Genomic DNA, 24,528 nt, shown 5'->3' on the forward strand with positions numbered 1-24,528 from the left:
GCGCGCCGCGCGCCACGATGCGCGCCGGCTGGCAGGCCTACATGCCGCTCTGGCTCATGAGCGCGCCCGCGATGCTGCTGTTCGCCGCGCTCGTGCTCGTGCCGCTCGCCATGACCCTGGCACTCACGTTCTACCGCTTCGATCCGATGAGCGGCCCCATCGCCGCATTCGATCTGCACAACTACGTAGAAGTGCTGGGCTCGTCGTACTTTCACACCATCTTCCTGCGCACCTTCGGCATTGCGGCGCTCACCACGCTGCTGTGCGTCGTGATCGGCACGCCCGAGGCGTACATCCTCTCGCGTATGCGCGACCCGTGGCGCTCGCTGTTCCTGCTCGTGATCCTCGCGCCGCTACTGGTTTCCGTGGTGGTGCGTGCGTTCGGCTGGAGCATGCTGCTCAACATGAACGGCCTCGTGAACCAGTTCTTCGGCCTGTTCGGCGCGGGGCCCTTCAAACTCGAATACACGACCTTCGCTATCGTCATTGCGCTCGTGCACGTGATGCTGCCATTCATGGTGATACCGGTGTGGACCGCGTTGCAAAGACTCGATCCGCAAACCGAGAACGCGGCGCTCTCGCTGATGGCCTCGCCGTTCACCACCATGCGCCGCATCGTGCTGCCGCAACTCATGCCCGGCATTCTCTCCGGCAGCCTCATGGTGTTCGGTCTTTCGGCAAGCGCTTTCGCGATTCCTGGCCTGCTCGGCGGCCGGCGTCTGAAAGTGGCGGCCACCGCCGTGTACGACCAGTTCCTCAGTTCGATGAACTGGCCGCTCGGCGCGACGATTGCCGTGCTGCTGCTCGTCGCCAATCTCGTGGTGATGCTCACCTACTACCGCGTGCTCGAACGGCGCTACGCGCGCAGCATGGGCTAAGGAAAACACATCATGCGCAAAAACGGACCGCTCGCCCTCACGTTCCACAGCTTCGTCATTCTGTTCGTGCTGGCGCCGCTCGTCATCGTCATTCTCGTGGCCTTCACGCCCGACGAAACCTTGACGCTCCCCACGCACGGCCTTTCGCTGCGCTGGTTCCGCGCGATTCTCGACTACCCCGACTTCATCACGGCGTTCCTCAACAGCCTCAAGCTCGCGTTCGCTTCGGCCACGCTCTCGCTCGTCATCGCGTTGCCCGCGGGTCTCGCTATCGGTCGTGCGCGCTTTCCGGGCCGCGGCTTTCTCAACGCGCTGCTGCTTTCGCCGCTCGTGATTCCGGGTCTCGTGCTGGGCATCGCGCTGCTGCGCTTCTTCGCGATGATCGGCGCAACCGGCTCGTTCGCGTGGCTGATCCTCGCGCACATGATCATCATCACGCCGTTCGTCATGCGGCTCGTGCTCGCCTCGGTCAGCGGCCTCGACCGCAGCATCGAGCATGCGGCGGCCTCGCTCGGCGCGAACGCGTGGACCACGTTCCGCCGCGTCACGCTGCCGATGATCGTGCCCGGCATCACGGGGGGCTGGCTGCTCGCATTCATCAACAGCTTCGATGAACTGACGATGTCGATCTTCGTGACCTCGCCGCAAACCGTCACGCTGCCCGTGCGCATGTATATGTACGCGACTGAATCGATCGACCCGATGATGGCTTCCGTTTCCGCGCTCGTCATCTTCATCACGGCTGGTGCGATGTTTCTGCTCGACCGCGTGTACGGGCTCAACCGCATTCTGATCGGGCAGCACTGAACACCGCCCGCCTCTTCCGATTCCTGCTGCCGCGCCACTGACCTTCCATGAGCACCGTCACGCCGCTTTCCCCTGCCCAGTTCGTCCGCGTTGCCGAGACCGCGCGCGCGAGTGTTTCCTTCGTATTAGATGGCGTCGAAATCAAGGCGCTCGCGGGCGATACGCTGCTCACCGCGATCCTCACGCACCAGCGGCACGTGCGCCTCAGCGACTTCAGTACAGCGCCGCGCGCGGGCTTCTGCCTGATCGGCGCTTGCCAGGATTGCTGGGTCCGCAGCGAGGACGGCACGCGCCTGCGCGCCTGCTCTACGCCGCTGCGAGAAGGCATGCGCGTGCTGACGCGAATTGATCTGGATGCCGAAGTTTACGACGGAGGTGCGCGATGAGCATGACCAAGCCTCCTCGCGTTGTCATCGTCGGTGCGGGGCCGGCCGGCATTCGCGCCGCGCAAACGCTCGTGGCAGCCGGACTGCGCCCCACTGTGATCGACGAAAACGCGCGCTGGGGTGGCCAGATCTATCGCCAGCCCGCCTCCGAAGCGGGCTTCTCGCGTACGAAAGCCGCGCTGTATGGCTTCGAGGCAAAGAAAGCCGATGCCGTCCATCGCGCCATGGCCGACCTCCTCCCGAAGATCGACTATCGGCCCAATACGCTCGCCTGGTCGTGCGAGCCGGGGCGGCTCGACACCCTGCGCGAGGGCCGCGAGGCCAGTGTGCCGTGGTCGCATCTGATCATCGCGAGTGGCGCGACCGACCGCATCGTACCGCTGCCCGGCTGGACGCTGCCAGGCGTTTATACGCTCGGCGGCGCGCAGGTCGCGTTGAAGGCGCAGGGCTGCGCCATTGGCCAGCGCACAGTGTTCGCGGGCACCGGGCCGCTGCTCTATCTCGTCGCCTACCAGTATGCAAAAGCGGGCGCGCAAGTGGCCGCCGTGCTCGACACGAGCCCGTTCGCGCGCCAGGCCGCCGCTGCGTCGAAGCTGCTCAACCAGCCGGGCACCTTCGCCAAGGGCGTGTATTACGTCGCGTGGCTCAAGGCGCATGGCGTGCGCATGGAGCATGGCGTTTCGCTCGCGGCCATCGAAGGCGACGAAGCGGCGCAATACATCCGCTGGCACGCGGCCGATGGGAAAGAGCATGCGATTGCTTGCGATGCAGTCGGCCTCGGCTACGGCTTGCGGCCCGAAACCCAGCTCGCCGATCTCGCGGGCTGCCGCTTCGCCTTCGACAGCCTCAACCGCTGCTGGCTGCCCGAACGCGATGCGGCAGGCCGCAGCTCCGTGCCGGGCGTCTATCTGGCCGGCGACGGCGCGGGTATCGCAGGCGCCGATGCCGCCGAACTCGCGGGCCGCCGCGCCGCACTCGCGGTGCTCGAAGACATGGACATCAAAGCGCCACGGCACGATGCCGATTTGCCCGATGCCGCGACGATCGAAAAGCGCCTCGAGCGCATTACGCGCTTTCGCGACGGCATCGAGCAGGCATTCGCGCCTCCGGCCAACTGCGCCGCCAACTGGCCCGACGACCTGACCATCTGCCGCTGCGAGGAAGTCGATGCCGGCACGCTGCGTAGTTGCATACGCAACGGTCTCGCCACCGAAGTCAATCGCCTGAAGGCGCTCACACGCATCGGCATGGGGCGCTGCCAGGGGCGTATGTGCGGCGAATCCGCCATGGCGCTCCTCAGCGCTGAAACCGGCAAGCCGCTGCACGAAGTGGGCCGTTTGCGCAGCCAGGCGCCCATCAAGCCGATCCCGATTTCGCCCATGCTGTTCGACGACGGCGTGCAGGTCATCGAAGAGGAAGCCCACGATGAGTGACACGCGCCACTTCCAGGTTGTGATTGCGGGCGGCGGCCTCGTCGGCGCATCGGCGGCGCTCGCGCTCGCGCGCAAGGGCGTGAGCGTCGGCTTGTTCGAGCGGCGCTTTTGCGGCGCGCAGGCGAGCGGCGTGAACTACGGCGGCGTGCGCACTCACGGCCGCAGCGCCGAGCAACTGCCGCTCGCGGTGCGCGCCCGCCGCGTGTGGAACCGCTTGCCGGAACTGATCGGCATCGACGGCGAATTCGTCGTGTCGGGGCACTTGCGCCTCGCGCGCCGCGACAGCGACCTCGAGGCACTCCACGCATGGTCTGCCATGGCGCGCGAGTTCGGCGTGGAGTCGCTGGTCATGAGCGGCGACGCATTTCGCCGCCGCTACCCGTGGCTCGGCCGGGCTGCCATCGGCGGGGCGCTCTGCGCGAGCGACGGCCATGCGAATCCGCGTCTCGTCTCGCCAGGCTTCGCGGCGGCGGCGCGGCGCGCTGGCGCACACGTGCAGGAGCAGACCGCGCTCAGCGACTTGAGCTTCGACGGCCGGCGCTTTCAGATGCGTGCGGGCAACGAGCGCATCAGCGCCGACTGGCTCATCAACTCGTCGGGCGCCTGGGCCAATACGGTGGCGGGCGCATTCGGCGAAACCGTGCCGATGAAGCCGATCTACCCGAACATGTGGGTGACCGAGCCGCTGCCGCGCTTCATCGAACATAACCTCGGCGTGTACGGCGGCGGCGTCTACGCACGGCAGGTCGAGCGCGGCAACTGCGTGATAGGCGGCGGACGCGGACATGGCGACGGAGAATACGCGCAGCCTTCCACCGCCACCACGCGCGCCGTCATGCGCGACGCCTGCGCGCTGCTGCCCGGCCTGCGCGACGCCCTGCTGATCCGCACGTGGAGCGGCGTGGAAGGCGAAACGCCGGACAGCAACCCGATCATCGGATTCAGCAACACCACGCCGCGCCTCTTGCATGCCTTCGGCTTTTCCGGCGGCGGCTTTTTGCTCGCGCCGGGCGTGGGCGAAGTCCTCGCAGAACTCGTCACCGATGGCGCGACGAGCACACCCATCGAAGCGTTCGCTATCGGCCGCTTCACACAGTCTTCCGTTCATGCCGCTCTCCCAATCAAATAAGGAGTCCCCACGATGAAATTCACACGCACGCTGGTTTCGCTCGCCGCACTCGTTGCCGTTGGCTTCTCCGCCAGCGCCTGGTCGCAAACGAAGACGATCTACGTCGGCATGAACGGCGGCCCGATGGAGAAGGCCTACACGAGCCAGGTCCTGCCCGACTTCGAGAAGGCCAACAACGTGAAGGTGGTGGTCGTGCCGGGCACCTCCTCCGACGTGCTCGCGAAGCTCCTCGCCAACCGCAACAGCCCGCAGATGCATGTCGCCTTTCTCGACGACGGCGTGATGGCGCGCGCCGTGAGCATGGGCGTATGCGAGAAGCTCGACGATTCGCCGGTGCTCAAGGAGCTTTATCCGTTCGCGCGCATGAAAGGCGACGTGGGCGCGGGCGTGCAACTCGGCATGACGGGGATCGGCTATAACACGAAGCTGTTCGCGGATAAAGGCTGGGCTCCGCCCACTTCGTGGCTCGATTTCGCCAATCCCAGGTACAAAGGCAAGGTCGTGTTCCAGTCGGCTTCGAGCAGCACCTTCGGGCTGCATGGCTTTCTCGCCATCAACCGCCTGATGGGCGGCAGCGAGACCAATGTCGAGCCGGGCTTCACGAAGTGGGCTAGCACGGTGGGGCCGAACGTCGTTGAATACATTCCGAACTCGGCCAAGCTCTCGGAGATGATCCAGACCGGCGAGGCCGGCCTCTTCCCGCTCACGCCCACGGCAGTGGGCGATCTGAAGGACAAGGGCTTGCCCGTGGCCTACGCCAACCCGAAGGAAGGCGCGGTGTTGCTGCTCGTAGACCTGTGTGTCGTGAAGAACAACCCGGACCCGCAACTCGCGCAAAAGCTCGCGCAGTTCCTGCTTTCGACGCCTGCGCAAAGCAAGGCGGCCGCCGCCGGCAAGCAGATCCCGACCAACCAGAACGCGACCATGCCGCCCGACATGCAAAAGAGCCTGGGCAACCTCGACCAGCTCGTGAAGAAGGTGACGGTGGTGGACTGGGACGTCATCAACGAACACCGTGCGCAGTGGGATTCGCGCTGGAACAGGCAGATCGAGCAATGATCGATTGATTGGCGGGCAACAGTGAGGGCGGCGGGCGCGGCGCGTCCTGTATCATCCACGGGTTGTCGAACCGCCCGCTCGCCCATGCGCTCTGCCCTCGATTCTTCCTTTCGCCTTTCCGCTTTCTCCCGCGCTTCGCGCGAGCGCATCCTCGCACTGGCGCTAGCCGCCGCGTGCGTGCTGCCGGGGTGCACAACCGGGCCGGTCTCGCAAAATCAGGCGCAAACGCTCCCGCCCGATACGGTCACGCTCTTTCCGATCGAGCATTACGACCAGAACGTCGATCACTGGATCGATCCGGCCAGCGCCGATTACGACAAGCCGTTCTTGTCCCCCGAAGTCCAGCGCGTGCATTTCAATGCGCTCGTCGCGCGCTATTTCGGTGCGGGTCCGAACGACCCCTCGCCGTGGAATCGCGCGTTTGTCGAGCAGCACGTGTATCGCGACGGCGGCAGCGACATTGCCGCCCTGCAAACGCGCCGCCTCGCCTACTTCGACAACACGGACAAGGCGCCGCGACGCATTGGCTACGGCATGAATTTCCGGCCGCACACGAAGGCGTGGATCGACGCCATCGAGCGCAACGCCAACGTCAACCAGTTCGAGCAGGCGAGCGGCTTCGACGCGACCCGACGCGCCATCGCCACGACCGCGCTATACGTGCGCGAACTGCCCACCATTGACCCGTCGTTCTACTCACACCGCATTGCTGGCGAAGGCTATCCCTTCGACAACCTCCAGGTGAGCGTCGTGCGGCCGGGCACGCCGCTCTACGTGCTCGGCACGAGCGCCGACGGCGCCTGGCGCTACGTGCAGACGCCGGACGTCCAAGGCTGGGTGCGCAGCGACGGCGTGGCGAGCGTCGATGAGGCCTTCGTTTCGGCGTGGCGCGCGGCAGCGCGCCAGTCGCTCGGCGTCGTGGTGGTGGCGTCCGCCGTGCTGCGCGACGGCGGCGGCGTGTTCCGCTTCGAAGCGCCCGCAGGCACGCTGCTGCCGCTGCGGCCCGCTTCGGGCGCGACGCCGGGCGAAGTGCTCGTGCCTGCCCGCGACATAAACGGCCGCGCCGCGATCCGCACAGCGGCGCTCGATTCCAGCGCCATCGTGCCGGCGCCGCTCGCGGCCACGCCGCGCCATCTCGCGCAGCTGATGAAGGCGCTGATCGGCCGCCCCTATGGCTGGGGCAACACGAACTTCGACAACGACTGCTCGGCCGAACTGCAGAGCATTTTCGCGGCGTTCGGCGTGTGGCTGCCGCGCCATTCGTCCACGCAAATGAACGCCGGAGCGATGACCGATCTTTCGGCGTCCACGCCCGCGCAACGCCTCGACTGGCTCGTGCAGCACGGCGCGCCCATGCGCACGCTCATCTATATTGGCGGCCACGTGATGCTCTATCTCGGCAACACGGAGCGCGACGGCAAGACTGTGCCGCTCGTCTATCAGGACGTGTGGGGCCTGCGACCCGCCGACAACAGCCGCCGCTCTGTGATTGGCGGCTCGGTGATCCTCCCGCTGCTGCTGAGCTACCCCGAAGACCCGAGCCTCGAATCGCTTGCGGGCACAGCGGTCTTCCAGGTCAGCATTCTGGGCACGCCCGCGGGGACCACGCCGCCTCAGGATGAGGAAAATCCGGCGGGATAAGGGGTGTTGTTCCTATGCAGAATGTGATCGTTTCTCCCAGGATGACAGATTCCGCACGGTCGTACAAAAATAGCCCCCATCGAACGTAGCATTCCGTCAACGTTGCACACCTCTCGTCAGGGGAGAAGCGATCGGTGAACGCGCATTCAATCCGGCTCATGCCTTGCAGCAGGCCCACGATGACCATGCGCTCGCCCACGCTGCTCCTGCGCGGGCGAGAGGATCCCGGCCGGCGCGCCAGATCGCAGTACGCCCAGTAGCACTCCGAGCAGTACTCCCAGCTTCCCGATTCGAGCGGTTCCGCGAGGAACCCCGGCCTCCTGTTGCCCGCAGTTTTGCCTGCGGTTTTAGCTGGAGAATTGCCTGAAGCGCCCGCAACACCCTGTCGGCATCGACCTCAATCCATAAATAACACTAAGGATGACGAAATGTTACAACGCGACGAACTCGGCATGAAATGGCTGGCGCGCTGCCTTGCGGCGGCCGGTTTGATGGGCGCGGCAGGTGTCGCGAGCGCGCAGAGCAGCGTCACGCTGTATGGCATCGTCGATGGATCGATTCTCTATACGAGCCATACGATGAACATGCTGACGGGACAGAACGCCGGTCACCAGTTCTCGTTCACGGACAGCGGCATGTCCGGCTCGAACTTCGGCATGCGCGGCGCCGAGGACCTGGGCGGTGGCATGCGCGCGGTTTTCGCGCTCGAAAGCGGCATTAGCGTCGCGAACGGCAAGTTCAGCAATTCCAACGGCAACTTCTTCGGGCGCCAGGCGTGGGTCGGCATGGAAAGCCCCTACGGTACGGTCAAGGCTGGTTTGCAGTACTCACCGTTCTTCCTCTCGCTTTACCAAACGGACCCGCGCGGCATGTCGTACTTCGGCAGCGGCCTCGTGAGCTACGTGAACAACGTGTACGTCACCGGCCTCTTCAACAGCAACGCGCTCACGTACACGTCGCCGGAAATCGCCGGCATCCAGGCAATGGGCATGTTCGCCATGGGCGGCGCAGCGGGCGACTTCCAGGCGGGACGCCAGTATTCGGCGAGCCTGCGCTACCACATCGGAGGCTTCACGCTTACGGGCGCGCTCTATAGCGGCAACGCCGGAGGCAGCGCGACCTCCACGCCTGTGCCGAGCACCGTGGAGTTCGTGGGCCGCACAATTGGCGCGAGCTACCGCTTCCAGAACTCGCTCACGATCTCCGCTTCATACGCGCTCTACAAGGTGGCGCAGTCTTTCGACAATAGCGTCTACTCTGGCGGGCTCAGCTATATGATCACGCCCTATCTCGACGTCGACGCAGGCGTCTGGTACACGCGAGACGGCAACGACGGCAGCAATCACTCGCTTCTGGCGTCGAGCGGCGTGCAGTTCTTCCTCTCCAAACGCACGACGCTCTACGGCCAGTTTGGCTACGTGAACAATCACGGACGCATGGACACGGGCTTGTCGATCAACAACGCGCTCTTCGAAGTCTCCGGCTCGACGGTGGGCGCCAGCATCGGCATACGGCACCTGTTCTGATACGCGCCAGTGTTCCGCGGAGCGCGTAGCGCGACGCGGAACACACTCTCGTGGGCTAGCTGCCGCGCTGCGGGCCTTCTCGCCACGCGCACACGTCGCCTCGCGCAAGCTCACGCACGCCCAGCACGAACTGTGCCCCTTCGGGGGCTGGAGCCTGCGCGCGTTGCTCGCCAAAGTTGAAGGCGAAACACAATCCATCGCGCCGGCTCACGCGCATCCCTTCCGGCAGGCGCTGCGTTTCGAGGCCCGAGCCGCGCGCGGTTTCTTCGAACATGGCGAGATGCAGCTCGCGCGTGAACCACGCGGCCGCGTATCGCACGCGGCCATGTGCAAGCAACGCGGGCCAGCCGTCTTCGAATTGCGCCTGAACGCGCGTGGCTGCGTTCGCGCGCACGTGGTCCCGCCAATGCAACGCCTCGCCTTGCACGCCGCCTATCGTGGTTGCGGGCGCGAGCGTTGGCCGCAGTGATTCGGCCTCGATCACCTGCATGGGCAGCACCCGCTGCAATGCGCCGGGCGGCAAATCGCCGGGAATCGCGAAGTGCGCGGTCTTCGAACCGCTGCGCGGCCCGAACACCCAGAGCCCGTCGCTGCGCTCGATCTGATCGACGAAGGCGTCGTCGATCACCGCCAGCGACGGCACCACCACGAGTCGATACGTCGAGAGATCCGCATGCCGCGAGACGATTTCGACATCGAGGCCGAGTTCGCGCAGCGCGCTGTAGTAGTCGAACGCGAGCGTCTGATAGTCGAAGCTCGCGCCGTGACGCTGTATCTCGAACATCCACTGTGTTTCGTAGTCGAAGACGAGCGCGACCTGTGCGCGCCCCGCCGGCGCGAGCGTGCGCAACACGTCGCTCGCCGCGATCTCGCGCGCGGCCTGTTCCACTTCGCGTCCACCTGGTGACAGTTCGTTATTCGGCAGATTCAGGCCCGAATGCATCTGCTCCTGCGCATACGGGCACTGCCGCCAGCGGAAATACGAAACGAGTTCGGCGCCGTGCGCGAACGCTTCATAGGCCCACAGGCGCACCATGCCCGGCGCAGGCACCGGATTCCACGGCGCCCAGTTCACCGGCCCCGCCTGCTGCTCCATCACCCAGAAGCGTCCGCCGCCAATCGTGCGGTAACGGTCGTGGTCGAACGAGGAGACATCGGGGTGCGCGGTGCGTGCGTAGCGGGCCTTGTCCGCTTCCGGCAACCCGATCACTTCGGTGCGCGCGATCGGATAGCTGTCCCACGTCGCCACGTCGATGGCCTTGTCCGCGGCGAACCGGTAGTGGTCGAAGGTCGTGAAAAAGCCCATGAAGTTGTGCAGCACATCCGCGTTCGGCGCGTGACGGCGCAGCACGTCCGCCTGCTCGCGATGAAAGCTCGCGACTTCGTCGGACATGTAACGTCGAAAATCCAGATGATGCGCCGGGTTGGCGTCGGTCGGCGTGCGTACCGGCAGCCCCACCGCTTCGAACGACGGGTACTCCATGCTCCAGAACACGTTGCCCCATGCTTCGTTGAGCGATTCAATCGTGCCGTAGCGCTTTGCGAGCCACGCCTGAAAGCGGTGCTGCGCAGCGTCCGACCAGCTCGGCACGGTGTCGTGGCAGCCCAATTCGTTGTCGGTCTGCCATGCGACCACCGCCGGATGTGCGCCGTAGCGCTGCGCCATCGCCTGGGTGATGCGCACGCAATGCGCGCGATACGCCTCGCTCGCAATGTCGTAGTGGCGCCGCGAGCCGTAGTTCCAGGGCGTGCCGTCCGCGCGCACGGGGAGCATGCCGGGCGTCGCATCGACGAGCCACTTCGGCGGCGATGCCGTGGGCGTGCCGAGCACGATCTTCAGGCCGCGCTCAGCAAGCGTTTCGATCGCGTCGTCGAGCCAGGCCCATTCATACACGCCCGCGCGCGGTTCCATGCGGCTCCAGGCGAATTCGCCAATGCGCACGTGCGTGATGCCGAGTTCGACCATGCGGCGCGCGTCGTCGGCCCACATCGTGCGCGGCCATTGTTCGGGGTAGTAGCAAACACCGATTTGCATGAGTGACAATCCGCCTCGGAATAACGTCAGGATGACGAATGAGATAAAAAAGGGCCTTCGGCTGCGGCCGGGCTCAATCAGCCCTTGCTCGCGCCGAAGGTAAGCCCCGCGACAAAGTGTTTTTGCATGGCGAAGAACATCAGGACCGAAGGCAGCGCCGCGAGCACCGAGCCCGCCGCCACGAGATTCCATGCCGTGGTCCACTGCCCCTTGAGCGCCGCCACGCCCACCGTGATCGGCGCGGCGTCGTCGCCTTGCGTGAGACACAGCGCCCAGAAGTAGTCGTTCCAGACAAACGTGAACACGAGAATGCCGAGCGCGGCGAGCGCCGGCCGCACGAGCGGCATGACTATGCGCCAGTAGATCGCCCATTCGCTCGCGCCTTCCACGCGCGCGGCCTCGATCAACTCGAAAGGCAACTGCTTGATGAAATTGCGCAGGAACAGCGTGCAAAAACCAGTCTGGAACGACACGTGAAAGATGACGAGCGCCCACACGGTGTTGTAGAGCCCCACGCGCAGCGCCATGTCGCGCACCGGAATCATGAGGATCTGGATCGGCACGAAATTGCCCGCGACGAAGGCGAACAAGACCGCCGTGTTGCCCCGGAACCGATACGTGGAGAGCGCGAAGCCCGCCATCGAAGCCAGCGCGATGGCGCCGATCACCGAAGGCACCGTAATCAGCACACTGTTCGCGAAGTAATGGAGCATGGGCGTTTGCGTGAGCGCCGCGCCGTAGTTATCCAGCAGGGCGAAGTGCTTCGGCCAGCCCCAATAGTCGCCCTGCTGCAATTCCTCTGTAGAACGAATCGACGTGACGAGCACCGCGAGCATGGGCAGCAGCCAGATGACGAGCGCAATCGGCAATGAGATCTTGTAGAGCGCGCGATTCGCGGGTTTCCAGCGATCGACGGGAAGCGGATACATGGGCAGCGACTCCGTGACTATCTACAAAAATGCGTACGAAAAAGCGACGAGAAATTCAGCGTTCTTCGCGCAGCATGCGGCGCAAATGGAACACGATATAAACGAGCATGATGGCGAACAGCACGACGGCAATCGCCGCCGAATAGCCTTCGCGGTAATACTTGATCGCCTGGTCGTACATGAAGTACGCGAGCACGGTCGAGCTGTCGAACGGGCCGCCGCCGCTCATGACCGCAATCAGGTCGAAGCTGCGCAGCGCACCGATCACCGTGAGCACGATGGCCATGAACGTGGCCGGGCGAAGCTGCGGGAGCACCACGTGCCAGAACAGGCGCCAACCCTTCGCGCCTTCCATGCGCGCGGCCTCCACGATCTCCGGGTTGATGCCCGTGAGACCCGTGAGATACAGAATCATGCAGAACGGCGTTTGCGGCCAGAGCGCGGCGAAGATGATGCCGAACGTCACGAGCTTTGGGTCGCCCAGCACGGGTATGCCGTGCCCAACGATCATCTTGAGCAGACCGAAGGTCGGGTCGTAGAACCACGAGAACACGAGGCCCACCACCACGCCGGAGAGCACGAACGGCGCGAAGAACAGGGACTTCACCGCGCGTATGCCGCGCACATGCTGGTTCAGATAGAGCGCGAACACGAGACCGAGCGGCGGCGCAAGCAGGAACAGCACAAGCCACAGCAGATTGTTCTTGAGCGCGGTATAGAACGTGTCGGTCTGGAACAGTTCGACGTAATTGGCGAGTCCGACGAATGTCTTCGCGGTCATGCCGTCCCAGTTATAGAAGCTGAGCGTAATGCTACTGAAGATCGGGTAGATCACGCACAGCGTGAAGAGCGCGCAGCCCGGCAGCAGGAAAAACAGCGCGGCACGATTCTGTTGCCGCCGCACAGTAGAGACGCGACGTGGCCGCGCCGCCCCAATGGGGCGCGCCAAGGTATCGGACATGGTGAAGTCTCGCCGGTGATCGGAGAAGGTGCGGCCAGTTGCGCCGGCCGCACCGCGGCTTTACTTGTGGTAGATGCGCTGGCGCGTCGTTTCGAGGCGCGCAAGCAGCGTGTCGAGTTGCGACGGGTCGCTGTAGAACTGCTGCATGGCCTTCATGCCTTCGTCGGCCATTTCCTTTTGCATGTCGCGGTCGTAGAACTGCGCAATGCCCCCGCGCGTGCTCGCGAGCGTCTGGAAGCCCACCTTGGAGATCGGATCGTCAGGCTCCGCGGCCTTGTTGTTCGAAGGCAGCTGGCCCCAGCCCTGCGCGAGTTCGGCGTTGATCGCGGGTGTTTCCATGAAGGCCAGCAGACGGCGCGCATCGGCCTTGTTTTTGGCCTTCGCCGGAATGAGCAGCACGTTCACGGGACCGTCTTCGGCCGTCGGCACATTGGCGTCGATGATCGGGAAGCGGAAGAAGCCCACATCCTGCTTCATGTTCGCCGGGAAGCTAGCCGAGAAGAACGTGCCCATCAGCATCATCGCCGCCTTGCCGTTTACGAGCACCGGCGCGATCGAATCCACATCGTAGGAGAGCGCGTTTTCCATGAAGCAATGGTTGTCCATCAGCGTCTTCCAGGTGGTGTACACCTTCTTCACGCGTGGATCGGTATAGGGAATCTGACCGGCCATCAACTGCTGATGGAACTCGTTGCCGTTGATGCGCAGGTCCAGATAGTCGAACCAGGCAGCCAGCGTCCAGCTATCGCGCGCGGCCACGGCAATGGGCTGCACGCCAATGGCGTTGAGCTTCTTGCAGCTCTCCAGCAACTCGTCGAAGGTCTTCGGCTCGGACTTGATGCCGGCCTTGGCGAACAGATCCTTGCGGTAGAAGAAGCCATAGGCGTCATAGCCCAGCGGCGCGGCGTACTGCTTGCCGTTCCATGTGGACGCGCCCTTCACCGACGCATACTGTTCGTTCCAGCCGTTTTTGGCCCAGTCCGGCGAAAGGTCTTCCAGCAGGCCGCGCTGAGCGTAGTAGGCCATGCGCTCGCCGTCGTGCCACGACACCACGTCGGGCGGATCGGTCGCGAGCCAGCCGCCCATCTGCACCTTGTAGGCCTCCTCCGTTATATAGGATACCTTGAGGTTGACGTCGGGGTTGGCCTTCTGGAATTTGTCGAAGGCGTCTTGCCATGTCGAGCGCTGGTTGGCGCGCGCCGAGACGTTGACCGTGAGCGTCCCGGCATTGGCGGCGATGCTCGTGAACGCCGTCGCTGCAACGATCGCAACGGCGGCCGAGGCGCGGGCTAGCGAACCGAACGTTTTCATGCGATTAGAAAACATCTGTTGTCTCCTATGTCGATCCATCCAACATGCTGTTGGACTGCCTTTGTCGACTGACGGCACTCGCGCCGCCAGACCTGGTGACCCGCTCTACCGGCGGGGTATAACGAAATCAGGCCAGCGCCGGCGCGTGCGCTGCCGCGAGCCGGCGCAACGCAACGCCTTCGGCGTCGAACAAATGGCACGCTTGCGGCGGCACGTGTACGCGGATGCGTTCGCCCACACCAACGGGCGAATCGCCCGGCGCTTTGGCGACCAGTGTGCCTGCCGCATGATCCGCGTGCAGATAGCTATGTTCGCCGAGGCGCTCGGCGAGGACCGTTGCGCACGCAATCGATTGATCGTCGCCGCTCAGCCGCAGATGCTCGGGACGCACGCCCAGCGTGACCGGCTGGCCGCGCTGCAATGCACGGCCGTCCACGCAGGCAAGCAGCGTCTCGCCGCCCTGGAGCGTGATGCGCACGCCCTCCTCCTCCACCGAGTCGACGGTCGCATCGATGAAGTTCATGCGCGGCGAGCCGATGAACCCGGCCACGAAGCGCGACTTCGGATGGTGATACAGATCGAGCGGCGCGCCGCTTTGCGCCACGCTGCCGTGGCGCTCCATGTCGGCGCCCGCGTGCAACAGCACGATGCGATCGGCGAGCGTCATCGCCTCGACCTGGTCATGCGTGACGTACACGACGCTCGCATCCGTGAAGCGCTGGTGCAGGCGCGCGATCTCCACACGTGTGTGGCTGCGCAACGCGGCGTCGAGGTTGGAAAGCGGCTCGTCGAACAGGAACACGCCGGGCTCACGCACGATAGCGCGGCCGATGGCAACGCGCTGCCGCTGCCCGCCCGATAGCGCCTTGGGATGCCGATCAAGCAGCGCCTCCAGTTGCAGGCTGCGCGCGGCGTCGCGCACGCGGCGCTCGATCTCGGCTTTCGGCACCTTCGCGATCTTCAGGCCGAACGCGATGTTTTCGAACACCGTCATGTGTGGAAAGAGCGCGTAACTCTGGAACACCATCGCCACGCCACGCTCGGCGGCGGGCACGTCCGTCACCACACGCGAACCGATGCGCAGTTCGCCTTCGCTCAATTCCTCCAGGCCCGCGATCATGCGCAGAAGCGTGGACTTGCCGCAACCGGACGGCCCGAGGAACACGCAAAACTCGTGATGCCCGATGTCGAGATCGACACGCCGGACCACGGGCGGGTGGTCGCCGTAGCGTTTGCCGACGCCCGAGAGCTGTATCGTCGCCATGTTCTCGCCTCGAAATTTAAGCGCTTAAATTTTTATGCTGAAAACAGCACGCAGCCCTTGCACGGCGGGCATTTAACCGCTTAAATTCGAATCCGGCATATTCGCGCATTCGTCGTCTCCGTTGATGTTGTGGGAGAAAAGTAGCAAACCCGGCCGCAGCATTGCAACATTTGAATCATCTTCCCTCAATGTGGGAAAGGCCCTACATGGTCACCTTGTCAGAAGTCGCGCGCCGCGCACGTGTCACCGCGGCGACCGTCTCGAACGTGCTGCGCAACCGCGAGAAGGTCCGTCCCGAGACGGCCGAGCGCGTGCTGCAGGCCATCGCCGAACTGGGCTACCGGCCCAACCTCAACGCGCGCGCGCTCGCGCAGGGCCGCTCCTCCACGCTCGCGCTCATGCTCTCGAACATCTCCAACCCGTTCTACCCCGAGTTCGTACTCGCGGCCGAGCGCGCCGCGCGCAAGGCGGGCCACTTCCTGATGGTCTGCAACACTGACGACGACGCGCAAATTGGCCGTGCCTACCTGAACCAGATTGCGGGCACCTTCGCGGACGGCGTACTCGTGATGAACACCGACATCGCCATGAACGAACTGTGCATTTCGGCCATGCACAACGGCCCCATTCTGCTGGCGATGTGGGAACACCCCGAGAATCCGCCCGTGCTGCCGTGCGTGGCCGTGGACTTCGCGCGTGCCGGCGCGCTTGCCGCACAGCATCTGCTTGAGTTGGGACACCGAAATATCGCCATGCTGATCGGCGACGGCTGCGGCGGCTTGCAGGATGCGCGTTCGGAAGGATTCCGAACGGCCTTGCGCGAGGGCGGCGTGGATCCCGAGAGCTTGCTGCAGATGCAGGTGCGCGACTCGATCGACTCCGGCTACGCGGCCGGCCACGAATTGCTGGCGCGGCACCCTGGCGTGAGCGCGATCTTCGCGACCAACGACCTGCTCGCGATTGGCGCGATTCAGGCGCTCGTCAGCATGGGCCGCGCCGTGCCCGACGATGTGTCCGTGATCGGCATCACCGACATTCAGCTCGCCCATCAGATGCGCCCCGCGCTCACCACGGTCGCGATCCAGACCGACGCGGTGGCGGAACTGTCGATCCGCAGCCTGATCCGGCTGATCGACGAACCGGACCAGCAGCCGCCCATGGTGCTCGGGCCGCCGCCGGAGCTCGTCACGCGCATGTCCACAGGGCCGCGCAGGCGGCGCGCGCGGGCCTGAATGCAGTGTCGCGAAACCGCCACTGCGCCGGGAACTGAGACGCACGGTCAAGCCGCCGCGGGAAAGTGCGCTAAATTCGCGCCACGAAGGGACAAGTCGGCCCGCTCCTGCGGCGGCTTGCCCCTCTGATGGTCCGGATTCTTGCGTTCTGCATGGCTAGGCCTGCCGGGGGGAGAGGCAAGCCGTGCGCGGCATTTCATATGCCAGGAACGCCACGATCCAGGCCGTGCAGCCACAAAGGCGACCTGAGAGAACCAAGAACAACATGAGCACCCTGGCCAAACACGTGCCTCCGAACATCACGGGGCGACTACCCGCCGCGCTGGCCGACACGCAGCTCGACCACGTCGAGCGCATGGTCCAGTACTACAGCCACCACGGTGACGCCGCTGTGAGCGGCTTCGACTACGCCTACTGGCGCAAGCGCCTGCGAGCCGTAGCCGAAACCTACGATCTGGTCGCGACCCAGCGCAAGCGCATCGTCGGCTTGCTCGACCGGCTCGAACGCGACGCCCTCCTCAGTCTGCCGCCGCACGAGCGGGCCTGATCCGGCGGCCGCCCGGCCTCGCTCGACAGGCGCGGGCGAAGCGCCGACAATGAATGCCCTTCACGGCGCGCCCGGTCCCCATGTGGGGGCCGGGCGCGCAAACGTTCGCGCGCCGCCGCGCGCACGGGGCATACATGCAGGACACACACGCAAGCAATCGACATTTCGACACGATCATCGTCGGCGCCGGCTCGATGGGCATGGCGGCCGGCTATTATCTGAGCCGGCTCGGCAACAAGGTGCTGCTGCTCGACGCCGGCGATCCGCCTCACGATCAGGGTGCGCATCACGGCGGCACGCGCCTCATTCGCCACGCCTATGGCGAAGGCGCCGCCTACGTGCCGCTCGCGCTGCGCGCCCAGCAGCTTTGGGAAGACCTCGAGCAACAAACGCAAACGGCCCTTTTCGTGCGCACGGGCGTCGTCAATATCGGCTCGCCCGGCGACGCGTTTCTGCGCGAGGTGCAGGCGAGCGCCGCCAGCCACGGCATTGCGCTGGAAACGCTCGACGCAGCCGCTGCCAGCACGCGCTGGCCCGCATGGCGCCTCAAGCCGGAGCAAATCGCGAACTTCGAACCCGGCGCTGGCGTGCTCTATTGCGAGCGCGCGATCAGCGCTTACCGCCAACTCGCGACCGCACTCGGCGCAACGCTCGCCACGAATACGCGAGTCACGCGCGTCGAGTGCCATGGGCGGGAGAGCGTCAACGTCTGGAGCGACAAGCACGAAAAGTTCACCGCGCGCGACCTGATCGTGTGCGCCGGCAGATCGACTCGTGACCTGCTCGCACCGCTGGGCATCGACGTTCCGGTCACGCGCGTGCGCAAGAGCTTCGCGTGGTTCGAATGCGAGCCCGGCCTCTTTGCGCCGGAGCGTTTTCCCGGCTTTTTCGTTGCCTCGGAAGTCGGGGGCTATTACGGCTTCCCCGATCTCGACGGCAGCGGCCTGAAACTGGGCCGCCACGATGCCGGCGAACCCATCGCGGCGGACGCACCGCTCGCGCCATTCGGCGCCGAGCCGACCGATCTCGGCGATCTGCAGGCCTTCCTCGAACGCTATTTACCTGACGCGGGCAAGCTGCGCGTGGGTCGCGCATGCGAATACGACATGACGCCGGACGAGCATTTCATCATCGACCGGGTGCCCACCTGCCCGAACGTGCACGTCGCAACGGGCTTTTCGGGGCACGGTTTCAAGTTCGCCAGCGCGATTGGCGAGGCGCTGGCCGAGCGGATCACGCAGGGCGAAAGCCGCATCGACCTTGCGATGTTCGCGCGCAAGCGCTTTGCATGATGAGGCGGGATACGCCTAGTTCGCGGGAATCGTCACGACCGGCGCCTTGCTGCTCGTATCGGCTTCCGCGAGCGCCATGAGATTTTGCAGGACCGTGAACGCGTATTTCGAATCGAAATCGGCGCGTTCGACCCAATACGCCGTGCCCTCGTAGTCGATCGCAACATAGGCGTCGGCGGGGGCCTTCGGCCCCTGGTGCACGATGATGATCGGACGCGTTTCGCCCCCAATCAGCCCGACGGTCGGTTTCGTCGCGCCGCTTTGCACCTGGGCGTCCGGCACCTGGACCTGCGCGCCGATATTCGTGAGGATGCCGAGCACCGAGCGCGTCACCATCGGAATGCGATTGCCGCCCTGCGCCGAGGGTCCATAGACGATCTCGTAAGTGCGCGTGTCCGCCGCGAGATGGAGCAGTTCGCGCACGCGCGCAAGGTCAGCCGAAACCCGCGGCGACTGCGCGCTGTTCGTCGCGCCGAGCGCGAGATACACACGGCTCTTGCCGTTCTCGCTGCGCGACTCGACGTTCAGCTCGCCAGCCAGTTGCAGGCGCCGCAGCGTCTGCAGCAGCTGGAAGAATCCGGCCGAGCCCGCGCTGTCCTCTCCGCCGAGTGCGCTGCCGTTCTGCAGGCCGCCGATCGATTGCGCGCTGATACGCAACAGCAGATCGACCGGCATGCCGCCTTCGGCGAGCGGCATGATCAGCTCCGGCGCGAGCGGCCGGATGTAGGCGGAGGCGAACGCTTCGCCCGTGGTCGGCGAGAACGTGAAGGTCGGGCGATTCGACCAGGAGACGCTGCCGGTCGCCAGCGCATAGTTCGGCTCCGAGCCCGAGCCGATATTGCCGGTCGCGCCCGCCGTCGAATCGAATTGATACGCCGCGATGATCGAACTCACCGTGAGGAACGCGGGCGCATCGCCGTAACGCAACCCGACGACCGCTGCGAGTATTTCGCGCTTTTTTGCATCGCCGAGTGCCCGTGCGTAGTCAACCTGATCGGCGCGCAAGCGCGTCGGGCCGAGATGCACACACGCCGTGCCCAGCAAGGCCGAGCACGAAACCGCCAGAATCGTCGCTTTTGAAATCATCGGAAGCCTGCGCGGCTGGCCGCGCAAAGGGAGTGGGTCCGGGCGCACAGGTAGCAAGCGTTGTGCCCCATTATTTCAGAAGCGCAAGCGTGACCCTTCTAGCGATGATTCCCTCAGGTACGCGGCGCGCACGCCTGCGCCCTTGCCAGCAGCACTTCGCGGTCGCGGGCGTTTTGCGTGAGCGAGGCCGCACGCTCGAATTGCTCGCGCGCTTCGGCATGGCGCGCGAGCTTTTCGAGCAGGTCGCCGCGTGTGGCCGGCAGCCACGGATAGTGGCGCAGGGCGGGCTCTTCGCGCAGCGCATCGACGAGGTCGAGCGCCGCCTGTGGCCCTTGCGCCATGCCCACCGCCACGGCGCGATTGAGTCGCACAACGGGCGACGCGTCGAGTTTCAGCAGCGCGTCGTAAATTGAAACGATCTGCGCCCAGTCGGTTGCCGCCGCACTCGGCGCGCGTGCATGGCACGCCGCAAGCGCGGCCTGCAGCGCATACGGGCCCGGCGCACCCGCGCAAGCCGCGCCGCGCGCGATCGCGGCCAGCCCGCGCCGGATCAAAAGCGCGTCCCATCGGCCGCGGTCCTGATCGGCGAGCAGCACGGCGCGCCCTGCGCGGTCCACGCGCGCGCTCAGGCGCGAAGCCTGCAGTTCCATCAACGCAACCAGGCCGTGCGCCTCGCCCTCTAGCGGAACCAGTTCCGCGAGCATGCGGCCAAGCCGCAGCGCTTCTTCACACAGTGCGGGCCGTGTCCAGTCCGGGCCCGCCGTGGCCGCGTAGCCTTCGTTGAAGATCAGGTAAATCACTTCGAACACCGAAGCAAGCCGCGGCTCGAGGTCGGCGAGACGCGGCACTTCGAACGGGACTTTCGCCTCCGCGAGCGTGCGCTTGGCCCGCACGATGCGCTGTGCGACGGTCGCCTCGGGCACGAGAAACGCACGCGCGATCTCGGCCGTGGTGAGCCCGCCGAGCAAGCGCAACGTGAGCGCGGCGCGCCCCTCCTTCGGCAGCACGGGATGGCACGCAACGAAAACGAGCCGCAGCAGGTCGTCACCAATTTCGTCCTCGCGCGCGGCGTCGAGCGCCTCGACGAAGTCGGGCGCGAAGTGCGCTTCCAGTGCTTCGAGATCCGCGCCCATCGCCTCGTGCGCGCGGGCATGCGAAGCCGCGCGACGCAGCCGGTCGAGCGCGCGATGTTTCGCGGCGGTCATGAGCCACGCTCCGGGGTTCTCGGGAATGCCGCTCGCGGGCCAGCTTTCCAGCGCGGCAACGAACGCGTCCTGCGCGATTTCCTCGGCCACGCCCACGTCGCGCACGATGCGCGCGGCGTGGGCGATCACCTTCGCCGACTCGATGCGCCACACTGCCTCGACCGCGCGGCGCGTTGCGGCAAATGCGTCCCGCTTGTCGCTCTGGCCGGTCACGAACCGTGCGCGCCCTTTTCGATCGCCGCCGGCGACATGTACATCAGTTCCCAGATGTGGCCGTCGGGGTCTTCGAAGCTGCGCCCATACATATCGGTGCCGCATTCCATCGGCGGACGCTTCGAGGTGCCGCCCGCCGCGAGCGCCTTTTCCACGAGCGTGTCCACTTCCTCACGAGACACGCACGAGAGGCACGTCAGCACCTCGGTGCTTTCGCGGGCGTCGACGAGCGCCTTGTCGGTGAAAGTGCGCATGAAGCCGTTGGTGAGCAGCATGGCGTAGATGTTCTCGCCGATCACCATGCAGGCGGCCTGCTCGTTGGTGAATTTTGGGTCGAACGTGAAACCGAGCTGGCCGAAGAAGTCCATCGAGCGCTTGAGATCGCGCACGCCCAGATTGACGAAGATGTGCTTATGCATTTTTGTGTCCTCTCAATGATCGATGAAAATAATCAGGATGACTTAAGTTGTTCCTGAAGCTGGCGAAAACTCTCGACGCCCTCGCACTGCGGAAGTTCGTCGAGTTCGTAGAGCTGCCGCACTTCGACTTCGCATTCGGCGCGGCCGAAGGGAGACGGGAAGCGGCGCGCCCATTCGAGCGCTTCGTCGCGCGAGCGCACCTGGATCAGCGTATAGCCGGCGATCAGCTCCTTCGTTTCGGCGAACGGACCATCGACGATCGTAGGCTTGCCGTTGGTGTAGTGCACGCGAAAACCACGTGAACTCGGCTGCAGGCCCGAGGCATCGAGCAGCACGCCCGCCTTCGCCAGTTCGTCGTGATAGCGGGCCATCTCGGCGAATATTTCCACGTCGTCGGGCGGCTCACCCGCTTCCGTCAACGCGTTGGCGCGCACCATGATCATGAATCGCATTGTCTTCTCCTGAATGTGACGTTCGGGAATGTTCGAAGGCACCCGCTGGTGCGCTCATGAACACGACGCGCGGGGCGCACGAAAATCGACAAAGGACAGCGAAATTTTTTACGTGCCTGGGGAAACCACCTGGAAAGACGCCGCTTCAGCGGAAGCACGGCCCGGTTTCACGCACGTCGACGCTCGCCCATTGCGCCGCGGGACAGCGCCGCGCGATGGCGAGCGCCTCGTCGCGCGTTGCACAATCGACCAGGAAAAAGCCGCCAATCATCTCCTTCGCTTCGGCAAACGGGCCGTCGATGATGCTCGCGCGGCCTTCGCGCACCTGCACGCGCGCGCCGTTCGTGTCGGAGGTAAGCGCGTGCGCGTCGATCAGCTTGCCCTCGGCGGCGAGTTGATCCGCGAACTCGACCATGCGCGCGTACAGCGCCTCGCCTTCGGATTGCGCGCGCGTCTCGCGCTGGCCACGCGGTTCGGCGATGAGCAGCATGAATGGCATGAGGTTGTCCTCTCAGTGAAGCCTGCGATCCTGAAAGGCAAGAGTCTATGCCAGAAAAACCGGCTAGCGTCTGAGCTGGGCGCGCGTGCAGGCGCTCACGCGTAGCGCGCGAGGAAGAGATCGGCGGACGACTCGGCGACCTGGCGCTGCTGCGCCTCGTCGAGCGGCGGCTGGCCCATCGCGACCTGCGGCCAGAAGGCGAATGCCTTCACGACGCCGTGCAGTTGCTGCGCGGCGAACGCCGGGTCGGTCGCTTTCAAGCGGCCATCGGCGGCGGCGGCGCGCACCCAGACCGTGAGGTCCTCTTCGCGCTCGCCAATGCGGGCCACCATGTCGCGCGCGCGTTCGGGCGAGTGGATGCCCGCCGCGATCGCCACACGCGCGAGCTTGAAAAACGCTTCGTCGTTCAGGAGCCGCAGCTTGCGCATCAGCAACTCGATGAGCTGTACGCGTAGCGGCTCGCCGGCGCGATAGGCCGGCGCGTCGGCGGTCGCACTCGAGTCCCAGAGCTGGCACAGGATCGACGCGAACAGCGCCTCCTTGCTCGGGAAATGGTTGTAGACCGTGCGCTTCGAGACGCTCGCCCGCGCGGCAATACGGTCCATGCTCGTGGCGTCGAAGCCCGAGGCCAGAAATTCGTCGATGGCCGCCGCGACAATCGCGGCGCGCTTGCGGTCGGTCAGACGCTGAGGGGTGGCTGGGGTGCAATCCATTTCAGAATCTTACACCAGGCAGTTTACTTTTCGCCAGAATAAACTACACTGTGCAGTCTACTTCCCGTTTCCAAAGGCAGCCGCCGCCATGACCTCGCCTTTCGCATCGCTGAGCCGTACCTTGGGCCTGAACGCCGCACAACGCGGCCGCGAGCTCTCGCACACGTCGCCGCAGCACGACGGCGAGCGCTTTCGCAACGTGCGTCCGCGCCCGGCCGAGGGGTTCGGTAAGACGCTGAAGATCATGTGGAACATGATCTTTCACAAGCCTAGCGGCACCCTGCCGGCTGGCGCGCTGCCCGTCCAGACGCTCACGCGCGAGCAACTCGAAGCCGCGCCGGACCGCAGCGTCTACCGGCTCGGCCATTCCACGCTGCTCTTGAAGCTGCGCGGCCAGTTCTGGCTTACCGACCCGGTGTTCGCGCAGCGCGCTTCGCCGTTTCAGAACCTCGGGCCGAAGCGCTTTCACGCGCCACCCATCGCGCTTGCCGACCTGCCGCCGTTGCGCGGCGTGATCCTCTCGCACGACCACTACGACCACCTCGACCGCGAAACCGTGCTCGCGCTCGCCGCGACGACGGGCGTCTTCCTCACGCCGCTTGGCGTGGGCGACCGGCTGATCGAATGGGGTATCGACGGCACGAAGGTGCGCCAGTTCGACTGGTGGCAAGGCGCAACCGTCGAGGGCATCGAGTTCACCGCCACGCCGGCACAGCACTTCTCGGGGCGCAGCCTGTTCGATGGCAACAGCACGCTGTGGGCCTCGTGGGTGATCGCCGACGCCGACCTGCGCATGTTCTTCAGCGGCGACACCGGCTACTTCGACGGCTTTCGCACGATTGGCGAGCGACTTGGCCCGTTCGACGCGACGTTCATCGAGACGGGCGCGTACGACCCGCAATGGCCGTATGTCCACATGCAGCCCGAGGAAACGGTGCAGGCGCATGTGGATTTACGCGGCGAGTGGCTCGTGCCGATTCACAACGGCACGTTCGATCTCGCGATGCACCGCTGGCAGGATCCGTTCGAGCGCGTAACCGGCCTCGCGCTCGCGCGCGGTGTGACGCTCTCCACGCCGCGCATGGGAGAAAGGCTCGATCTGGCGCAGCCGCATCGCGGTGAGCGCTGGTGGCGCGAGGTCGCCGAAAGCGCAGAGCCGCCACGCACGGCGCGCCGCTGGTTCGCTTGCCGCGACGCAGGTGCGGCGCGGTCTTCGTAACAGGTAGCCCCTCTCGTTCCTTCCCCGCCGCCCGCGCGCCGCACAACCGCGCGCGGGCACGCTAGCTGCTCGCTCCCCGCTTCTTTCCCCTCCTTCCAAAAGTCTCCTAAGCTTTTGGATCGACGCGCGCATCACGCCGCCCGTATACCGCCCCATTACCCTTAACGGGATTTCCCCAGGCTGACAGCCCCCGATTTCTGGCATTAAATAAATCAACTTGATTTATTTAGTCGGCGACGGATTCACCAAACGTCGACACCCCTTTCAGCTTTACTTGGGACCGGAGGAGACA

23 protein-coding genes are annotated in these 24,528 nt (G+C 65.2%); 12 read left to right on the top strand and 11 right to left on the bottom strand.

Features of this window, described 5'->3' with window-relative positions; translation table 11 throughout:
* The first annotated feature begins 17 nt into the window (after positions 1 to 17).
* The 8 genes from L0U83_RS34510 to L0U83_RS34545 all read left to right on the top strand — a co-directional run bounded on the left by L0U83_RS34510 (position 18) and on the right by L0U83_RS34545 (position 8,859).
* A complete protein-coding gene (locus tag L0U83_RS34510; protein ID WP_233889161.1) occupies positions 18 to 878 on the top strand; it encodes an ABC transporter permease in 861 nt (286 codons plus the stop codon).
* A gap of 12 nt (positions 879 to 890) precedes the next feature.
* A complete protein-coding gene (locus L0U83_RS34515) occupies positions 891 to 1,685 on the top strand; it encodes an ABC transporter permease (protein ID WP_233888629.1) in 795 nt (264 codons plus the stop codon).
* 47 nt (positions 1,686 to 1,732) lie between these two features.
* A complete protein-coding gene (locus L0U83_RS34520; protein ID WP_233888630.1) occupies positions 1,733 to 2,071 on the top strand; it encodes a (2Fe-2S)-binding protein in 339 nt (112 codons plus the stop codon).
* Between the two features lie 2 nt (positions 2,072 to 2,073).
* Positions 2,074 to 3,504, top strand: a complete 1,431-nt coding sequence (locus tag L0U83_RS34525) for an FAD/NAD(P)-dependent oxidoreductase (RefSeq protein WP_233888631.1) — start codon at positions 2,074 to 2,076, stop codon at positions 3,502 to 3,504.
* Positions 3,497 to 4,633, top strand: coding sequence for an NAD(P)/FAD-dependent oxidoreductase (locus L0U83_RS34530; protein WP_233888632.1), 1,137 nt, complete (start codon positions 3,497 to 3,499; stop codon positions 4,631 to 4,633). The genes L0U83_RS34525 and L0U83_RS34530 overlap by 8 nt, the downstream gene beginning before the upstream one ends.
* Positions 4,634 to 4,645: 12 nt before the next feature.
* A complete protein-coding gene (locus tag L0U83_RS34535; protein WP_233888633.1) occupies positions 4,646 to 5,692 on the top strand; it encodes an ABC transporter substrate-binding protein in 1,047 nt (348 codons plus the stop codon).
* Positions 5,693 to 5,776: 84 nt separating this feature from the next.
* The gene (locus tag L0U83_RS34540; RefSeq protein ID WP_233888634.1) at positions 5,777 to 7,333 is read left to right on the top strand and encodes an SH3 domain-containing C40 family peptidase; all 1,557 of its coding nucleotides are present in this window, start codon (positions 5,777 to 5,779) and stop codon (positions 7,331 to 7,333) included.
* A gap of 452 nt (positions 7,334 to 7,785) precedes the next feature.
* Positions 7,786 to 8,859: a porin gene (locus L0U83_RS34545; RefSeq protein ID WP_233889163.1), complete on the top strand. Its 1,074-nt coding sequence runs from the start codon at positions 7,786 to 7,788 to the stop codon at positions 8,857 to 8,859.
* A 55-nt stretch (positions 8,860 to 8,914) separates the two neighbouring features.
* On the opposite strand, the gene L0U83_RS34550 is transcribed toward L0U83_RS34545, so the two are convergent.
* The 5 genes from L0U83_RS34550 to L0U83_RS34570 form a co-directional block, all read right to left on the bottom strand.
* A complete protein-coding gene (locus L0U83_RS34550; protein WP_233888635.1) occupies positions 8,915 to 10,894 on the bottom strand; it encodes a beta-galactosidase in 1,980 nt (659 codons plus the stop codon).
* Between the two features lie 77 nt (positions 10,895 to 10,971).
* Positions 10,972 to 11,823, bottom strand: coding sequence for a carbohydrate ABC transporter permease (locus L0U83_RS34555; RefSeq protein ID WP_233888636.1), 852 nt, complete (start codon positions 11,821 to 11,823; stop codon positions 10,972 to 10,974).
* Between the two features lie 55 nt (positions 11,824 to 11,878).
* Positions 11,879 to 12,784: a carbohydrate ABC transporter permease gene (locus L0U83_RS34560; RefSeq protein ID WP_233888637.1), complete on the bottom strand. Its 906-nt coding sequence runs from the start codon at positions 12,782 to 12,784 to the stop codon at positions 11,879 to 11,881.
* A 60-nt stretch (positions 12,785 to 12,844) separates the two neighbouring features.
* Complete coding sequence (locus tag L0U83_RS34565) at positions 12,845 to 14,095, bottom strand: ABC transporter substrate-binding protein (RefSeq protein ID WP_373321187.1); 1,251 nt, start codon at positions 14,093 to 14,095, stop codon at positions 12,845 to 12,847.
* 127 nt (positions 14,096 to 14,222) lie between these two features.
* Positions 14,223 to 15,359, bottom strand: a complete 1,137-nt coding sequence (locus tag L0U83_RS34570) for an ABC transporter ATP-binding protein (RefSeq protein WP_233888639.1) — start codon at positions 15,357 to 15,359, stop codon at positions 14,223 to 14,225.
* 206 nt (positions 15,360 to 15,565) lie between these two features.
* Between L0U83_RS34570 and L0U83_RS34575 the strand changes: the two genes are divergently transcribed.
* The 3 genes from L0U83_RS34575 (at position 15,566) to solA (ending at position 18,430) form a co-directional block, all read left to right on the top strand.
* The gene (locus L0U83_RS34575) at positions 15,566 to 16,591 is read left to right on the top strand and encodes a LacI family DNA-binding transcriptional regulator (RefSeq protein ID WP_233888640.1); all 1,026 of its coding nucleotides are present in this window, start codon (positions 15,566 to 15,568) and stop codon (positions 16,589 to 16,591) included.
* Between the two features lie 265 nt (positions 16,592 to 16,856).
* Positions 16,857 to 17,138 carry a hypothetical protein gene (locus L0U83_RS34580; protein WP_233888641.1) on the top strand — a complete coding sequence of 94 codons (282 nt, stop codon included), beginning with the start codon at positions 16,857 to 16,859 and terminating at the stop codon, positions 17,136 to 17,138.
* A 53-nt stretch (positions 17,139 to 17,191) separates the two neighbouring features.
* Positions 17,192 to 18,430 (top strand): N-methyl-L-tryptophan oxidase, encoded by a 1,239-nt coding sequence (gene solA / locus L0U83_RS34585; protein ID WP_233888642.1) that lies wholly within the window; start codon positions 17,192 to 17,194, stop codon positions 18,428 to 18,430.
* Positions 18,431 to 18,445: 15 nt separating this feature from the next.
* Here solA and L0U83_RS34590 read toward each other — a convergent pair whose 3' ends face one another.
* The 6 genes from L0U83_RS34590 to L0U83_RS34615 form a co-directional block, all read right to left on the bottom strand.
* Positions 18,446 to 19,516: a hypothetical protein gene (locus L0U83_RS34590; protein ID WP_233888643.1), complete on the bottom strand. Its 1,071-nt coding sequence runs from the start codon at positions 19,514 to 19,516 to the stop codon at positions 18,446 to 18,448.
* 113 nt (positions 19,517 to 19,629) lie between these two features.
* Positions 19,630 to 20,988 carry an RNA polymerase sigma factor gene (locus tag L0U83_RS34595; RefSeq protein WP_267939681.1) on the bottom strand — a complete coding sequence of 453 codons (1,359 nt, stop codon included), beginning with the start codon at positions 20,986 to 20,988 and terminating at the stop codon, positions 19,630 to 19,632.
* On the bottom strand, positions 20,931 to 21,353 hold the full coding sequence (locus tag L0U83_RS34600; protein WP_233888645.1) for a VOC family protein: 423 nt from the start codon (positions 21,351 to 21,353) through the stop codon (positions 20,931 to 20,933). The genes L0U83_RS34595 and L0U83_RS34600 overlap by 58 nt, the downstream gene beginning before the upstream one ends.
* A 32-nt stretch (positions 21,354 to 21,385) precedes the next feature.
* On the bottom strand, positions 21,386 to 21,805 hold the full coding sequence (locus tag L0U83_RS34605; RefSeq protein ID WP_233888646.1) for a YciI family protein: 420 nt from the start codon (positions 21,803 to 21,805) through the stop codon (positions 21,386 to 21,388).
* 145 nt (positions 21,806 to 21,950) lie between these two features.
* Entirely contained in the window at positions 21,951 to 22,304 is a 354-nt protein-coding gene (locus L0U83_RS34610) for a YciI family protein (RefSeq protein ID WP_233888647.1), read from the bottom strand.
* A 95-nt stretch (positions 22,305 to 22,399) separates the two neighbouring features.
* Positions 22,400 to 23,017, bottom strand: a complete 618-nt coding sequence (locus L0U83_RS34615) for a TetR/AcrR family transcriptional regulator (RefSeq protein ID WP_233888648.1) — start codon at positions 23,015 to 23,017, stop codon at positions 22,400 to 22,402.
* 88 nt (positions 23,018 to 23,105) lie between these two features.
* Here L0U83_RS34615 and L0U83_RS34620 point away from each other — a divergent pair, with 88 nt between their 5' ends.
* Complete coding sequence (locus tag L0U83_RS34620) at positions 23,106 to 24,236, top strand: MBL fold metallo-hydrolase (protein ID WP_233888649.1); 1,131 nt, start codon at positions 23,106 to 23,108, stop codon at positions 24,234 to 24,236.
* Positions 24,237 to 24,528: the final 292 nt, after the last annotated feature.

The organism is Paraburkholderia flagellata (assembly GCF_021390645.1).
GTDB lineage: Bacteria > Pseudomonadota > Gammaproteobacteria > Burkholderiales > Burkholderiaceae > Paraburkholderia > Paraburkholderia flagellata.